This window comes from Christiangramia sp., from assembly GCF_029937855.1.
In the GTDB taxonomy this organism is placed as follows: Bacteria; Bacteroidota; Bacteroidia; order Flavobacteriales; family Flavobacteriaceae; genus Christiangramia.
In genome coordinates, this window is sequence record NZ_JAPYPC010000001.1 from 229,089 (window position 1) to 244,556 (window position 15,468).

Consider the following 15,468-nt stretch of genomic DNA (forward strand, 5'->3'; position numbering starts at 1 on the left):
TGAAATGTTACGATCTGTTTCGGGTCCTTATTCGAGAAGCTGAGAAAATGATAATTATGAGGCTTCTAATTCTATCCAACTATGAAATTTAATACCAAAACCATACATGGAGGTCAGGAAAATATAGATCCTGCTTACGGTGCTGTAATGCCTCCAATCTATCAAACCACTACCTATTCACAAAGCACACCAGGCGGTCATAAAGGCTTTGAATATTCCCGAAGCGGAAATCCAACCAGGGCAGCTCTGGAAAAGTCCCTGGCGAGTCTTGAAAATGGGAAATTTGGCTTTGCTTTTGGATCTGGCCTTGCGGCCATAGATGCGGTGCTGAAACTCTTTAAGCCTGGAGATGAGATTATTTCCACTAACGATCTATATGGTGGTTCTTATAGATTATTCACCCATATTTTTGAAGGTCTTGGTATCAAATTCCATTTTATAGGAATGAAAGATACCGGTGGTATTGAGGAATATATCAATGAGAATACGAAACTCATTTGGGTGGAGACGCCCACTAATCCCATGATGAATATCATTGATATTGAAGCCGTTTCTAAAATCGCAAAAAAACATGAGCTTCTCCTGGCGGTAGATAATACTTTTGCCACGCCCTATTTACAACAACCACTGGAGTTAGGTGCCGATATTATTATGCATAGTGCCACGAAATATCTGGGCGGCCATAGCGATGTGGTGATGGGCGGTCTTGTGGTAAAGGATAAAGAGCTTGCCGATAAACTTTATTTTATTCAGAATGCGAGTGGTGCGATTTGTGGTCCGCAGGATAGTTTTTTAGTACTTCGCGGTATTAAAACTTTACACATCAGGATGCAGCGCCATTGCGAGAATGGGGAAGCAGTGGCGAAATACCTTAAATCCAATCCTAGGATAGATAAGGTTTACTGGCCCGGTTTTGAAGATCATCCAAACCACGAAGTTGCAACAAAGCAAATGTCTGGTTTTGGCGGAATGATCTCTTTTACCACAAAAGAAGATACTTTAGAAAGCGCGACCAGAATTGTTGAAAATCTGAAAGTTTTTACCTTAGCCGAATCCCTTGGTGGCGTGGAGTCCCTTGCCGGGCACCCTGCGAGTATGACCCATGCCTCGATTCCGAAGGAGGAGCGGGCAAAAACCGGAATAGTGGACTCTATGATAAGATTGAGCGTGGGAATAGAAGATGAAGAAGATCTTATTGCAGATCTTAAGCAGGCTATTGGATAAGTTATATCATTTACAGATAAACTGTTTCAATAAGAAAATGATTTTTCAAAGTACATTTAACTTTTTTAGAAAAGCTTTTTTATTTAAAAAATTCGATCATGAAAAAAACAATACTATACCTTCTGTTAATGGCAGGAATTAATTTTTCCCAGGCACAAAATTTAAAATCTCCGGATGGCGAATTAAGCATGAATTTTTCGCTTCAGGAAGATGGAACTCCAACCTATACATTATCCTTTAAAGGAAAAGAGGTTATTAAAATCAGTAAACTCGGTCTTAATTTAAAGGAGCAAAAAGATCTTCTTTCTGGTTTTAGTATTGAAAATACAGAGGAATCAAGCTTTGATAATACCTGGAAACCGGTTTGGGGAGAATCAAAAGAAATTAGAAATCATTATAATGAATTGGAGGTAAATTTGGTTCAGGAAGAAACAAGAAGAAATCTAATTATCCGTTTCAGACTTTTTAATGACGGACTCGGTTTTAGATATGAATTTCCGGAACAGGAAAACCTCGTTTATTTTGTGGTTGAGGAGGAGCGTACCCAATTTGCTATGGCCGGCGATCATACCGCTTTCTGGATTCCTGGAGATTACGATTCCCAGGAATATGATTATACAGAATCGAAACTTTCTGAAATCCGGGAAAAGTTTGATGGGGCGGTGCAACCAAATGCTTCACAGGAGCAATTTTCCAAGACTGGAGTTCAAACATCCCTGATGATGAAAACCGATGATGGTTTATATATCAACTTACATGAAGCAGCTTTGGTAGAATATTCCCTGATGAACCTTAACCTGGATCATGAAAATATGATCTTTGAATCATGGCTTACTCCAGATGCGGTTGGGAATAAAGCCTATCTTCAGGCTCCCGCGCATACTCCATGGAGAACGGTGATAGTAAGTGTTGATGCCCGTGATATTCTCGCTTCTAATATGAACCTGAATCTCAATGAACCCAATCAATTAGAAGACACTTCCTGGATAAAGCCTGTAAAATATATTGGTGTTTGGTGGGAAATGATCACGGGGAAAAGTTCCTGGGCCTATACAGATGAGTTGCCTTCCGTAAAATTAGGCGAAACCGATTATTCTAAAACAAAACCTAACGGAAAGCATGCAGCAAATACAGAACATGTGAAGGAATATATAGATTTTGCGGCCGAGCACGATTTTGATGCTGTTTTAGTGGAAGGCTGGAATGAAGGCTGGGAAGATTGGTTTGGAAAATCTAAAGATTATGTTTTCGATTTTGTAACTCCCTACCCGGATTTTGATGTGAAAGAAATACAAAATTATGCTGAAAGTAAAGGGGTGAAAATGATGATGCACCATGAAACTTCAGGCGCAATAAGAAATTATGAGCGACACCTGGACACGGCCTATCAGTTTATGAATAAATATGGCTATCCTGCGGTAAAAAGTGGCTATGTTGGAGATATTATTCCGCGAGGAGAACATCATTATGGGCAGTGGGCGATTAACCATTACTTATACGCGGTAAAAAAAGCAGCAGATTATAAAATTATGGTGAATGCGCATGAAGCGGTGCGCCCTACCGGATTAAGAAGAACTTATCCCAATCTTATTGGGAACGAGTCTGCCAGAGGAACGGAGTTTCAGGCCTTTGGTGGTTCAAAACCAAATCATGTAACCATTCTTCCCTTTACCCGCTTGATTGGCGGACCTATGGATTACACACCTGGGATTTTTGAAATGGATATTAGTAAACTTAATCCAGATAACGATTCTCATGTAAATAGCACTATTGCCAATCAGTTGGCATTGTACGTCACGATGTACAGTCCGTTGCAAATGGCAGCAGATCTTCCTGAAAATTATAAGAGGTTCCCGGATGCATTTCAGTTTATAAAAGATGTCGCACTGGATTGGGACAAAAGTATTTACCTGGAAGCAGAACCCGGGGATTATATTACGGTTGCGAGGAAAGAAAAAGGAAGCAGTAACTGGTTTATTGGGAATGTAAATGGGAATGACGCCAGAACTTCTAAAATTGAATTCGATTTCCTTGAGAAAGGAAAGAATTATATAGCCACGGTATATGCTGATGCCCCGGATGCGCATTATAAAACGAATCCACAGGCATACGAGATTAAAAAGTACCGTGTAAACAGTAAATCTAAACTAGCACAGAAATCTGTTCCAGGGGGTGGTTATGCCATAAGTATTATGGAGGCAGATAAAACTGAAACCCGAGGCCTTGATAAAATATAGAAAGCTTTTCTGATTAGTTCACGCTTCAGTAAAGAACGGGCATCACTCCTCCTGTCTACATCAGGTAAGTGGGGAGAATTAGGAACCTGAAGAAATTCTAAAAGTAAAATACCTCTTTAAAAACTATGATGTTGCCTGGTAACTACAGGTAATTATCCCTACAATTAAAATCCCCTTCAAGGGTGGGATATTACTTCTTTACAATGGTTATCTGTTATTTTCTTCTAAAATATTGGTTAAGAATTATAGTACGAATTTTCGATCTAAATAAAAATAATCAGGTAGTTTAACGGTTTTAAATTCGTTATAACAATTTTAAGTTATTGATTTACAGTAATTAAGGGTGATTTTGTAATTTTACAAAAATCAAAAAAATGAAAACACGTAGATCTTTTTCTCTATTGCCCCTACTTCTTCTTGCCATTGCAATTATTCTTTTCTCATGCGAAAAGGAAGCTTCGGCGGATATAGATCCTAAACTTCAGATAAGCGACCTGAACCATTCTGCTTCTTCTGAAAAAACAAATGAATTTTATGGTCCTACTCAGCCTTTTGGAAAAGGTATTGTTCGAAGTGCAGTAACTTTAAACAGTGATGGCGAACCTGTTTCGGTAGCCGTGCTTTTTTCAGAAAAGGCCCTTCTCCACACTCCGCATCATCATGAAGAGCTTAGCCTGGAGCTTCATAAAAAAGCCGATGGCATTATCATTGACCATATCGACTTTGGCTGGAACCCCGAGGGGCATGAACCCTTCTTCTACGAGGTTCCCCACTTCGATTTTCACTTTTACTGGATAAGTATGGAAGAAAAATTTCAGATACTGCCGGGTATGCCCGCAGGGGAAATTTTCCCTGCTTCTCAGTTCTGGCCCGAAGATTATGTGCCTACGCCAGGGTATGTTCCATTTATGGGCAAACACTGGATTGATCCAAACTCGAACGAATTTGGTCCAAACGGGTTCAACAGGACATTTATTTTTGGATCCTTCGACGGGGATTTTATTTTTCATGAGCCAATGATCACTAAAGAATATTTCCTGGCCGGTAACTCTTCGGAATCCATTCCTATTCCGCAGCCGTCGGCATACGAACAGTCGGGTTATTATCCTACATCTTATAGTATCAGCTTTGACCCGGTAAAAAAGCTATACCGCGTTTCGCTGGACAACATGCAGTGGTTTCCGGGAGTAGAAGATTAATATAGAAGGCGGTCGGGTTATTTCTAACCGCCTTCATTTTACCATTCGAATTTAATTCTATACGAGTCTGTTCCCAGCTTTCTGAAGCTTTTCTCCGTTGCTCAGGTTAATGGCTAATATTTTTTCTGAAGAAATCCGGATTCATTTTTAAACCTTATTACTAATATGAACTCAGTTTTTGCGTGATGCAGTTATGCAAGAGATTTCTCCCTCCGCCTGTCTGCAACAGTTAGAGTTGGGATGATAATTCCCTTAAAATATCTGCTGGAATACCTTAATAAGTTTTTTTACTTCTTCTTCAGTGTTATAATGCACAAGACTAACACGAACTACTCCGTTTTTTTCTTCTAGCTGTAGGTCGCTAATTAATTTTTTAGCATAAAAATCACCAAATCTAATGCCTATTCTATGGTCATCGACTTTTTCCACGATCGCATCACTTTTCATTTTTGAATGTACAAAAGAGATTGTAGGCACCCGTTTGGAAGAATCTGCTTCTGAATGACCAATAATTCTTATTTCAGGAATTTCATTTAAATAATCTAAGAGGGCAGAAGCCAGTTTTTCTTCATGTGTAGCGATAATTTCAAAAGTCTTATTGAGCTTTTCAGAAAAACTTACAGGATTTGAATTGGAATGATGATTATAGAGTTCTTCATAATATTCAATGATTCCAAGAGTGCTATAAGTAAGTTCAAAATTGAAATTTCCGGGTTGTAATTTATAAGGAACGTCTTTCTTTCCAATAAAATAGTGGTTGAGGCTATCTAATTTTACCAGTTTATTATATTTTCCATACATCACAGCAAGATGAGGTCCGTAGGTTTTGTACCAGCTGAAGGTATAGAAATCAACATCCAGCTCCTGCACATCTACCTTTCTATGCGGAGCGTAGGCAACGCCATCTACACAAATTAGAGCACCGGCTTTATGAACCTCTTTAGCGATTTTTTTAATAGGATTAATAGTTCCCAGCACATTGGAAGCATGGGTAACTGCTACCAGTTTAGTACGGGAATTCATCAATTTTCGCAGGTCTGAAATCTCCAGTTGCAGTGTTTCCGGGTTAACTTTCCATATTTTGACTCCAATACCTTTTTCTTTCAGATCTGTCCAGGGGGAAACATTGGCTTCATGATCTGTATTGGTCACGATCACTTCGTCTCCTTTTTTCCACTGTTTACCAATGCTTAAGCTTAAAAGTCGCATCAGCATGGTGGTAGAAGAACCTATCACTACTTCTTCGTCTCTGGAAGCATTTACTAATTCGGCAATTCTGGAAGTCGCATATTTCAGTTTTTTCCCGGCTTCTTCAGAAACCTTATAAGAAGCTCCTAATTGTACATTATGATGCAGCAGGTAACCGCTTATCCTTTCAGCTACCTTGCTCAAAACCTGTGAGCCGCCAGCATTATCCATAAAAATAAAATCCCTTTCCAAAGCAGGGAACTGCTTTCTTACAAAATCTATATCTATCATTTACCTAATAAACTTTCGTTGAACAATTCCAGTATTCTTTCATATTCATCTTCCCAACTGCTGGGTTCTACAAAACCGTGACCTTCAACGGGATAAACGGCCAGTTCCCAATCCTCCTTACCTAATTCAATAAGGCGCTGGGACAATCTTACCACATCCTGGAAATGCACGTTGGTATCAACCATTCCGTGAGCTATCAAAAGGTCTCCCTGCAGGCCTTCAGCAAAATAAATCGGTGAAGACTGCCTGTAAGCAATAGGATCATCAGCCGGTTCATTCAAAATATTAGAGGTGTAGCCATGGTTATAATGGGCCCAATCTGTAACAGATCTTAAAGCAGCTCCGGCTTTAAAGGTTTCAGCTTCAGTGAACATGGCCATAAGCGTGATAAAACCTCCATAACTTCCTCCATAAATTCCCACTTTTTCAGGATCAATATCATGGTTTTCAATTAAATATTGTACTCCGTCTACCTGGTCACTAAGATCTTTTCCGCCCATATGGCGATAAATCCCGGTTCTCCAATCCCTGCCGTAACCTGCGCTTCCGCGGTAATCAATATCTATGACCGTATAACCAAGATCGGTAAGCAGATTATGAAACATATATTCCCTAAAATAGCTGGACCACCATTTATGTGCATTCTGAAGATATCCTGCGCCATGAACAAAGACTACGGCAGCATCATTTTTTGCAGCTTCTTCAGGAACATATAACCTGGCAGGAACCATAGCACCATCGCTGGCCTTAAATCGTATCAATTCCGGTTCCCTCCAGTTGTATGAAGAAAAAGCTTTCGACTGGCCGCTGGTAATTTGCAGCGGTTCGTCGTTCTTTCCTGTCTCTTTTAAATAAAGTTCTTCGGGCTTGTTAATATAAGAATGAGTGATCGCCATATATTTCTCATCGGGTGAGAGGACAACCTCATTTTTACCGGGCATGCTGGTTAATTGCTGCATCTTACCTCCCATTAAAGGCATTTTATAAAAGTGTCTTTCGCCGGGATGGACTTCAGAAGAAGTGAAATACCAGTATTTTTTGTCATTTGAGATCTCAGGATCAAAAACCTCATATTCGCCGGAAGTGAGCGCTTTTTTCTTTCCCGTTTCCACATTTAAGATGTACAAATGGGAATATCCGGTTTCCTCACTTTGAAAATAAATATGCTTATTATCTGGCAGCCACCCCAGGTCTTCATAACCGTAATAGGTGTACCCAATACCGGGACCGGCAAGCCAGGCTTCGTCGCGCTGATGTTCTATAGATTGTAACGTCCCCTTCTGTAGATCTATAAGGGCGATCCATCGGTCTTTATTATCTTTAGACCTTAGATTTACCACTGCTTTCTCTCCGTTTTCTGAAAAATGAACAGTAGAAGGGATGACTTCCCTGGGTTCTTCTTTCCATTCTTTATCCGGATAATCTGAAGTATAATCAGGTAGTTTACTAATTCCCGGAAGGCCGGAAACGTCAATGATATAAACAGTGTCTTTTTCAAAATTATATAAGGCAAGTTCGGCGGTATAATCCATATCGCCCACTTTACTCCTGGCAGAAATATTCTCGGTGTATCCGCTTTCATCTACATAATTAGGAACATTGGTGTCATCGCCACGTTCCCTTTTTATCAAACTAAACCCGGCATATTTGGCGTTAGGAGAGATTTCAAGATTATTTAGATCCCGATCTTCAAGGTAAAAAACAAAATCTTCTTCTTTTTCAACCGATTTTCTATAGGATTTTGAACGTTTTTCATTAGTTTTACGCTGATTTACTACCTGCAATAATTCAAGGTTTTCTTTTTCCAGCCACGCATCTTTTTCTGAAGATTCTTTTTCGGATTCATCAGGTTTAGAGCCAGATTTTATATGTGTAAGTTGTTGCAGGCTTCCATTTCCAAGGTTATATAGAAAAGCATTGTCTTCAATCTTAAAAGCTATTTTCTCTTCGTTCGAAAGAAATTTAGGGTCATTGATTGCTGAAGGCAGGTCTAAAAGCTCTCTTCTTTTCCTGGATTTCATATCATATAAAACCAGATCTCCATCTTCAGTAAAAATTTTTATGGATCTGGCCGCATTAAAATCTCCCCTGGAAGGAATAAGTTCCTGTTTTTCCTTTGCTGAAACTTTCAAAATCTTTTTGGGATTTTTGATGTTGACTTTATAGAGAGAATCGGCGGGATTCTTTTCAGGATTATAGTTGAAATAGATATTTTCTCCATGAATTCCCCAATCTACAGAGCTGGGAAAAGTTCCCATCCAGTTGGGATCCTGCATAATTTTTTCAACGCTAAGATCTGAGGTTTGAGAAAATGATAATAAGGTGCCCAGCAGAACAAAAATAAGGGCAGGCAAACTTTTTGACATATGGATTCAATTAAATTTAAAGAATGCCAATATAACCAAAATTTGTCTCCTGTTTAAACCTTAAGTTTTAGGGGAGATCTTAAAGAGGAAGCTTTTAGAAAAAAGAACGATATTGTAAATCAAATTAAAATTTTAAATCTTACCCTATGGTTAAAAAAATTACGCTTATTGGCCTACTTTTTCTTTCTGTATCACTGGTTTCTGCACAGTCTCAGCAGGAAATGGTGGAAAAAATTGTTAAGGAAGCCGAAAATAATTCTCAGTTGGAAGACCTTGCACATGAACTTCTTGATGTAGTTGGCCCCAGGTTAGTGGGAACCCCTCAAATGAAAAATGCTCACGACTGGGCAGTGAAAAAATATTCTAATTGGGATATTCCTGCCCGCAATGAAGAATGGGGAAAATGGAAAGGCTGGGAAAGAGGAATTACACATATAGATCTTATTTCTCCAAGAATTCAAAGCCTGGAGGGAAGACAGCTTGCCTGGAGTCCGTCTACCGGAAAAAAGCCGGTAACTGCTGAGGTAGTTATTATTCCTGAAGCTAATGATTCTTTAGATTTCCTTGAAAAGATCAAATCTGTAAAAGGTAAATTCGTGATGATTTCCATGCCACAACCAACCGGAAGACCTGACGATAACTGGGAAGAATGGGCTACGAAGGAGTCCTTTGAAAAAATGAAAAAAAATCGCGACTCCCTTAGTGATCTGTGGCAGGAGCGAATGAGAAAAACAGGACATTCAAGAAGGGAATTGCCTAAAGCACTGGAAGATGCAGGTGCAGCGGGTATTATTAGTTCGTACTGGTCTAGAGGTTTTGGGGTGAACAAAGTGTTTTCAGCATATACGGAAGATATTCCTACCATTGATATCTCCCTGGAAGATTACGGACTCTTGTATCGCCTGGCTGAATATGGTGATAAGCCTGAAATCAGAGTAGTAGCGGAATCAAAAGAACTCGGCGAAGTACCCACATTTAATACCATTGCAGAAATCAAGGGATCTGACAAACCTGAAGAATACGTGATTCTTTCTGCGCACTTTGACAGTTGGGATGGAGCCACCGGAGCAACCGATAATGGTACCGGAACGCTGGTAATGATGGAAGCGATGAGAATCCTGAAAAAACTATATCCAAATCCTAAAAGAACAATTTTGGTAGGACACTGGGGAAGCGAAGAGCAGGGATTAAATGGTTCCAGGGCTTTTGTAAAAGACCATCCCGAAATTGTGGAAAATATGCAGGTGTTGTTCAACCAGGATAATGGTACAGGGAGAGTTGTAAATATCTCTGGTAACGGATTTTTAAATGCTTACGATTATATTGGAAGATGGTTATATGAAGTCCCTGAAAATGTAAGTGAGCATATTGAGACTAATTTTCCGGGAACTCCGGGAAGAGGAGGTTCAGATTATGCCTCCTTCGTAGCCGCAGGGGCTCCAGCCTTTAATTTAAGCTCTTTGAGCTGGGATTATTGGAATTATACCTGGCATACCAACAGGGATACGTATGATAAGATCGTATTTGATGATGTTAGGAACAATGTGATCCTTACCGCTGTACTGGCTTATATGGCAAGTGAAGATCCTGAAAAGACCTCCAGAGAAAAAATAAAGTTACCGGTAAGTAAAAGAACTGGAGAACAAATGACCTGGCCTGAGCCCAGAGACGCCACTAGAAAAGGAGGATTAGACTAAAAAATAAAAAGGCAGTTAATCCTGAAATTTTAATTTCAGTCGGTTGGCTGCCTTTGTATAACCACCATTGCCACCATCTATAAAATGGATATGCTGGTCTGTACCCATGTCTTTTACGTAACAGGACATGATACTTTCCTCGCTTACATGATAACCATATTTTATTAAATTCTGGCTTTCTAATTGATCAAGATAACTTATAAGTTTCTTTCGTTGATCTTGTGTGCCGGTAATTACAGTATTAATTCTCCCATCGAGAGTAAGATTATCTGAAAGCTCCACCAATTTCTGAAGATAGCTCTTTCCCGAAGAGGTATTTCGAAGATAAAACTCCCCAAAATTTGCCACCATAATACTTTTTAAAAATGCCGTAAAACTCCATTTACCAAGTTTTACCTTCATCTCATCTTTAATTCTTTGTAATCCTGCCTTTATCTTTAATCTCTTAACCGATATAGGTTTTCGTCGTGTTACGGAACCGTAGATTTTGTCTATACTCGCCATAATGCTGGAATAGACTTCTGAAAAATCTGTTTCGCCGCAACCGGCCACGATAAGGCTCAATACTTCCTGATCGTCTTTTGGAGGTTTTATTTTGTCCCATTTACACTCCATACCGGTCATATTCAGAGGGGTTTCACCGGGGGTAATATGCTGTAGAAAACCTTCTTCCTTGATCTTGTTTTCAGCGTATTGTAAACCATTTCCCAGTATAACCGGGATATTCAGGGTTTCATTTATCTTCACCCTCGAAATCCTTAGATTTATATTCTCCTCATATATCTTTTTGATGCTGAAACTGCCAACCGCGAGGCTAAATCCAAAATGCTTTTCGGTATTTCGGTTGTGTTTTTCTAATACAGAAAGCGATTGATCTTTAATTTTTTCAGGAATAAGAAAACTGGCTCCATCGCCTCCAAAGAAGAAAGGTATAGACGTATTGTGGGCATCTGCAAGATTTAAGATAGAAATGACACAACCTGTAGCTACCAGGTTTACATTCTTATGTTGCCCCTTCTCAATTGCCTGGGTGGAATTACGAATATCGGCAACAAGGATATGCCAGTCTTCCGGCAGATTTGAAAACTTGCTTTTATCCCCAATAAGTTCGCTAATTGGAGCGTCATTTATCTGAAGCTTTGAATAGAAATTAGTACTTGTGCCTGTCATATCTTTTGAGTCGAGACAAAATCTTATTAATTTCTATTTTGAGAAAAATTTTGATTACTGTTTAAGCTCGGCTCCTACAGCAATAGAACAATCATGGCCAGGCTCTCCATGAGGTGGATTTATTTTAGGAGCAGCACTTTTCATTCTTACCGGTGAAGTAGTCATTTCAGGAGTTGCAGAAGCATTAGCCTGTTGTAATGGAGCTCCTACTGGAAGCTCGCAACGATGTCCTTCTTCTCCGTGCGCAGGATTATATTGGATGTCTGCATTTTCAGACATGCTATTCTTCATTTCTTCTGAAGAAGGCTTTTCAGAAGTTACTTCTATTTTATCCCCCGCTTTTTCTTCATTTTTACATGAAAAAGTAATTGCTGAAATCAGGACTGCCAGTATTAATATTTTTATAGGTAATCTTTTCATAACTAATTATTTAGTATATAAAGATATTTAAATTATTCGGTAATTTCTTTAAGTTCTTCTTCAGAAATGGTCAGGATTCCTGAAGGCGGAAGCCTTGTAATCATTTCTTTCCAGTTCTCATCGGCTTCAAAAACCGCTTGAAAGATAGGTTTGGCTTCTGCAATTCTACCGCTATTGGCCAATGCCACCGCTTTCCAGAATTTCATTTCCAGGTTATCTGGGAACATTTCTTCCGCAGCACCATATTCTTTAAGTGCTTTCTCCATATTACCTTCTTCGACAGCAAGATCGCCTTTATTCATATGGTCATAGGCGCGGTTCACTTTTAAAAGTCTTGATAGTTCCTCTAGCGGATTCTTATGATCGTCTACCCGAAGATCGATCTTCTTATCCTCCCAGCTATTCTCAGTTCTTTCAGGACCCACCACCACTAATGCAGCAGATTGTTTTCCTCTGATGTCACCACCGGCTGCCTGTGCTGCTTTTAAAACTTCCACAACCCTTTCAGCAAGTGGATAATCTGAATATTTCAGAAAAGCTTCCGCCATAGCCGGAACCACTTTATCATTCAACATCATATTTGCCTGAACAGAAAAATTTCTTCCCTGCAAATCTTCTGCAACCTCCACACATTTTTCTCCGGTAAATCCGGATACATTTCCGTTAGCATCCAGAAAGGCAACCTGTCTAAAGGCTCTTCCCTCATCTTTTTCTACCAGTTTGGTTAAAGCTTCTTCCGCGGAAATTCCATCAGCCATTAAAGCGAGGCCTTCAGGTCCATAAGCAGGATTTACAAAAGATTGGGTGGCAACCACACCAACTCCGGCCTTTCCCCAGGATACTATAGAACCTACAGAAAACCAGTGGCTTTGTACGCCAACTGCCATTTCTCCGGTGACTGTATCACGGGCCACAATGGAAAAAGTATGGGCAAAAGCATCTTTTGAATGACCTTCAATATTCTGAGATTTCAGAATAAAAGGAAATAAAAGGCAAAATAGGAAAGTAGTTTTTTTCATAGAAGATTTATTAGTGGTCTAAAGATACTAAAAGCATGTTTATATTAGAAGCTGTGGTGCAAACTCAATTGAAGTTGACCCTTACTCAGGTTGTTCGAAGTTTGTTCCATAAAGCCCAGCTGTACTTTCAAATTATCTTTAATAGCATATCCCAGGGCTCCATAAAGTCTGTTCCGGTCAAAAATTTCCACACGTCTGCCGTCTCCAATATCTTTTTGTCCATTTATAAAAATCTCATTATAAAATGCGAGATAAATAGCATTCTTATTGAGATTGGTTTGATTTAGCGGAATATTTAAAAACAGGTTGTAGCGGTACCTGGTTCTGAAATCCTGATCTTCCACCCAACGCTGCTCATACCTGAACCTATGCTTTAAAAAGATCCTTGAAGTGATTTTATGAGGCAGTAAAGCTTCCTGGTAAACCCTGCTTTCAGAAGAAGTAGCATCGGAATCACCGAAAACTCCGGAAGTTATATGGGCATATCCCACCGTGAATTTTATATTCTCAGAAGGGCTGTAAGTTGCACCGGCTCTGAGTAAAAGCTGTTCCAGATCGCCTATAAGGTCCCAGTTTCGATATTGAATATCCCCCTGAAGTCCGAATTTGGATTCACCAAAACTTGTATCCCAAAAATACATGTACCAGCCACCGGTTTGATCCTCATCTACCTGAGCATTTATATTAAAATTTAAAAAAAGTAAGAATAGAGTAAGACTAAATAATTTTTTCAAAACTTATATTTTTTTGTAAATATAAGTTGGAAGCTCCATAAAACAAATCTTAGTCTTTAACTTCTAAAACATTTAAATAAACGGGACCGCCATCTACCGGGTAGCCGTCAATTTTATTAGCCTGTATAGTGACTTCTTTAGTCTCAAACGGCTGAAGATCTATACTGTCACTTTTTATTGCGTATAGGCTATCTATAGTTTGTAAAGTATGTGTACCATATTGATAAGAGGTAATCCCGGCGGGTTGTATCACTCCAGTGTATATGTTAGCTTCATTGGTATTACCCGAACTACAGGAGTTGAGAATCATAGCGGTAAACAAAAAAAATACGGATAAAAACGCTTTCATTATAAATGAGTTTTGATCAAGATACTAATAGATATCAAAAATTTGAAATTTTTGATATCTATTTTTCTTATTATGAAGAAAGCCGTTATTTTTGTGCTCCGGCCTCATAGTTCAATGGATAGAATAGAAGTTTCCTAAACTTTAGATCCAGGTTCGATTCCTGGTGAGGCTACCAGAAACCTTTCGCATTATGTATGGGAAAGGTTTTTTAATTTAAATAATCTGTTAAGGAATTATTTACTCCCTCGCCTCATTTCAATTGTTGATAGCCTGTTAAAAAGTATATAATCTGGTTAGTGTATTGATATGCAATCTTTTATAACTTGCATAAACCACAATTCTTCCCCACACCGAATTTAATATAGGGGTTGGTATTGATTAAAAGCCTACTCCATGAAAACTTTGTTATATCAAACAGGATTATTGAATGATGGTGGATTTGAAATGAAAACGTTGCTTATTAACCTGTTTATAAAATTTTTAATGATTGCTGGGATTGCATTTTTGGTTTTTAAAATTACCTCAATCAATTATTCCAGTTTAAACTTTATGGAGTCCGAAGTGCCTACTATTCAAAAAGTAACTTCTAACCCACCCCTGCCTTTCTAAATTGAGAAATCTTCTTCTGAATTCTCATTATTCATAAAGTTTCATGAAATTCATGTAGTATCAAATGTTTCAATAGTAGGAATTAAGAATTATAATTTTCTATAGAAATTAAAATCAAAAGCTTTTCTATTTTAGGGGTATGAAGAATATTTTGAAAACGTTGATCTTTGATGTGAATGAAACACTTTTGGATCTAACTCCATTAAAGCAAAGCATTAATAAGTCATTAGGAGATGAGCAGGCAGCCAATATTTGGTTTGCAGAACTATTACAGTATGCTCTGGTTGAAAGTATCACGAATAGTTATCATGATTTCAGCAAGATTGCAGCTTCTGTGCTGGCGATGAATGCCAGAAAAAATGAATTGAATTTCTCTGAAGAGAGGATAAAGGAAATATTAGAGCCAATAAATAAATTATCAGCCTATCCTGATGTTAAACCTGGTCTCATTCAATTGAAAAATTCAGGATATCAACTGATAGCTTTCAGCAACGGTAAACCTTCTGTGCTGACGGAACAACTTGAGTATGCAGGTATTTCAGAATATTTTGATAGTATTCTAAGTGTAGAGTCGGTAAAGAAATACAAACCGCATCCTGAAACTTATAATTATGCGGTAAAACAGGCAGGTGTGGAAAAGCAACACGCCATGATGGTCGCTGCACACGCTTGGGATATAACCGGTGCTATGCGAGCGGGTTTGAAGACAGCTTTTATTCTAAGACCTGGAAAATTTCCGTTTCCTTTATCGGAAAAGCCAACTTTTGAAGTTCGTAATATTGAAGTTTTAGCTTCAGAATTAAAGAAGTAATAAATCTTTAAAAAGAAAAAAGGCTGCTTAAAAAGTCCTTATTTCGTCAATCTAAACTTGTTCCAGCTTCTAAATTATTAGGATTTTCAATTAGTTAAGAGCCATGTTCAAGTGATAAATGCAACTGGCCAAGTTGATTTTAATTTTTCTATTG

The 15,468-nt window shown here is 38.6% G+C and carries 13 protein-coding genes and 1 tRNA gene; 7 read left to right on the forward strand and 7 right to left on the reverse strand.

What is annotated here, in order from left to right:
* The first annotated feature begins 81 nt into the window (after positions 1-81).
* From Q1K34_RS01155 to Q1K34_RS01165, 3 genes are all read left to right on the forward strand, one after another.
* Positions 82-1,224, forward strand: coding sequence for a cystathionine gamma-synthase (locus Q1K34_RS01155; RefSeq protein WP_300433829.1), 1,143 nt, complete (start codon positions 82-84; stop codon positions 1,222-1,224).
* Between the two features lie 98 nt (positions 1,225-1,322).
* Positions 1,323-3,461 (forward strand): glycoside hydrolase family 97 protein, encoded by a 2,139-nt coding sequence (locus Q1K34_RS01160; protein ID WP_300433830.1) that lies wholly within the window; start codon positions 1,323-1,325, stop codon positions 3,459-3,461.
* 374 nt (positions 3,462-3,835) lie between these two features.
* On the forward strand, positions 3,836-4,660 hold the full coding sequence (locus Q1K34_RS01165) for a hypothetical protein (RefSeq protein WP_300433831.1): 825 nt from the start codon (positions 3,836-3,838) through the stop codon (positions 4,658-4,660).
* A gap of 252 nt (positions 4,661-4,912) precedes the next feature.
* On the opposite strand, the gene Q1K34_RS01170 is transcribed toward Q1K34_RS01165, so the two are convergent.
* On the reverse strand, positions 4,913-6,139 hold the full coding sequence (locus Q1K34_RS01170; RefSeq protein ID WP_300433832.1) for a cysteine desulfurase-like protein: 1,227 nt from the start codon (positions 6,137-6,139) through the stop codon (positions 4,913-4,915).
* Positions 6,136-8,505, reverse strand: coding sequence for a S9 family peptidase (locus Q1K34_RS01175; RefSeq protein WP_300433833.1), 2,370 nt, complete (start codon positions 8,503-8,505; stop codon positions 6,136-6,138). The genes Q1K34_RS01170 and Q1K34_RS01175 overlap by 4 nt, the downstream gene beginning before the upstream one ends.
* A 146-nt stretch (positions 8,506-8,651) precedes the next feature.
* On the opposite strand from Q1K34_RS01175, the gene Q1K34_RS01180 reads away from it, so the two are divergent.
* Positions 8,652-10,202: a M20/M25/M40 family metallo-hydrolase gene (locus Q1K34_RS01180; RefSeq protein WP_300433834.1), complete on the forward strand. Its 1,551-nt coding sequence runs from the start codon at positions 8,652-8,654 to the stop codon at positions 10,200-10,202.
* A 15-nt stretch (positions 10,203-10,217) separates the two neighbouring features.
* Here the strand turns inward: Q1K34_RS01180 and Q1K34_RS01185 are convergent, their stop codons facing one another.
* The 5 genes from Q1K34_RS01185 to Q1K34_RS01205 are packed head-to-tail and all read right to left on the reverse strand — an operon-like array spanning position 10,218 to position 13,894.
* Positions 10,218-11,372, reverse strand: coding sequence for a DUF3095 family protein (locus Q1K34_RS01185; RefSeq protein ID WP_300433835.1), 1,155 nt, complete (start codon positions 11,370-11,372; stop codon positions 10,218-10,220).
* Between the two features lie 54 nt (positions 11,373-11,426).
* The gene (locus tag Q1K34_RS01190) at positions 11,427-11,792 is read right to left on the reverse strand and encodes a hypothetical protein (RefSeq protein ID WP_300433836.1); all 366 of its coding nucleotides are present in this window, start codon (positions 11,790-11,792) and stop codon (positions 11,427-11,429) included.
* A 32-nt stretch (positions 11,793-11,824) separates the two neighbouring features.
* Positions 11,825-12,811, reverse strand: a complete 987-nt coding sequence (locus tag Q1K34_RS01195) for a DUF1028 domain-containing protein (RefSeq protein ID WP_300433837.1) — start codon at positions 12,809-12,811, stop codon at positions 11,825-11,827.
* A gap of 44 nt (positions 12,812-12,855) precedes the next feature.
* Positions 12,856-13,545: a DUF2490 domain-containing protein gene (locus Q1K34_RS01200; protein ID WP_300433838.1), complete on the reverse strand. Its 690-nt coding sequence runs from the start codon at positions 13,543-13,545 to the stop codon at positions 12,856-12,858.
* Positions 13,546-13,594: 49 nt separating this feature from the next.
* Complete coding sequence (locus Q1K34_RS01205) at positions 13,595-13,894, reverse strand: hypothetical protein (RefSeq protein WP_300433839.1); 300 nt, start codon at positions 13,892-13,894, stop codon at positions 13,595-13,597.
* A gap of 100 nt (positions 13,895-13,994) precedes the next feature.
* Between Q1K34_RS01205 and Q1K34_RS01210 the strand changes: the two genes are divergently transcribed.
* The 3 genes from Q1K34_RS01210 to Q1K34_RS01220 all read left to right on the forward strand — a co-directional run bounded on the left by Q1K34_RS01210 (position 13,995) and on the right by Q1K34_RS01220 (position 15,314).
* Positions 13,995-14,069: transfer RNA gene (locus tag Q1K34_RS01210), tRNA-Arg, on the forward strand.
* Positions 14,070-14,287: 218 nt separating this feature from the next.
* Complete coding sequence (locus Q1K34_RS01215) at positions 14,288-14,503, forward strand: hypothetical protein (RefSeq protein WP_300433840.1); 216 nt, start codon at positions 14,288-14,290, stop codon at positions 14,501-14,503.
* A gap of 139 nt (positions 14,504-14,642) precedes the next feature.
* The gene (locus Q1K34_RS01220; RefSeq protein WP_300433841.1) at positions 14,643-15,314 is read left to right on the forward strand and encodes a haloacid dehalogenase type II; all 672 of its coding nucleotides are present in this window, start codon (positions 14,643-14,645) and stop codon (positions 15,312-15,314) included.
* Positions 15,315-15,468: the final 154 nt, after the last annotated feature.

What these genes read in the sequence shown, in the direction of transcription:
- Q1K34_RS01205 (WP_300433839.1), bottom strand. Translation starts at nt 13,894, where the DNA reads ATGAAAGCGTTTTTATCCGTATTTTTTTTGTTTACCGCTATGATTCTC.
- Q1K34_RS01185 (WP_300433835.1), bottom strand. Translation starts at nt 11,372, where the DNA reads ATGACAGGCACAAGTACTAATTTCTATTCAAAGCTTCAGATAAATGAC.
- Q1K34_RS01180 (WP_300433834.1), top strand. Translation starts at nt 8,652, where the DNA reads ATGGTTAAAAAAATTACGCTTATTGGCCTACTTTTTCTTTCTGTATCA.
- Q1K34_RS01190 (WP_300433836.1), bottom strand. Translation starts at nt 11,792, where the DNA reads ATGAAAAGATTACCTATAAAAATATTAATACTGGCAGTCCTGATTTCA.
- Q1K34_RS01195 (WP_300433837.1), bottom strand. Translation starts at nt 12,811, where the DNA reads ATGAAAAAAACTACTTTCCTATTTTGCCTTTTATTTCCTTTTATTCTG.
- Q1K34_RS01175 (WP_300433833.1), bottom strand. Translation starts at nt 8,505, where the DNA reads ATGTCAAAAAGTTTGCCTGCCCTTATTTTTGTTCTGCTGGGCACCTTA.
- Q1K34_RS01160 (WP_300433830.1), top strand. Translation starts at nt 1,323, where the DNA reads ATGAAAAAAACAATACTATACCTTCTGTTAATGGCAGGAATTAATTTT.
- Q1K34_RS01215 (WP_300433840.1), top strand. Translation starts at nt 14,288, where the DNA reads ATGAAAACTTTGTTATATCAAACAGGATTATTGAATGATGGTGGATTT.
- Q1K34_RS01165 (WP_300433831.1), top strand. Translation starts at nt 3,836, where the DNA reads ATGAAAACACGTAGATCTTTTTCTCTATTGCCCCTACTTCTTCTTGCC.
- Q1K34_RS01170 (WP_300433832.1), bottom strand. Translation starts at nt 6,139, where the DNA reads ATGATAGATATAGATTTTGTAAGAAAGCAGTTCCCTGCTTTGGAAAGG.
- Q1K34_RS01220 (WP_300433841.1), top strand. Translation starts at nt 14,643, where the DNA reads ATGAAGAATATTTTGAAAACGTTGATCTTTGATGTGAATGAAACACTT.
- Q1K34_RS01155 (WP_300433829.1), top strand. Translation starts at nt 82, where the DNA reads ATGAAATTTAATACCAAAACCATACATGGAGGTCAGGAAAATATAGAT.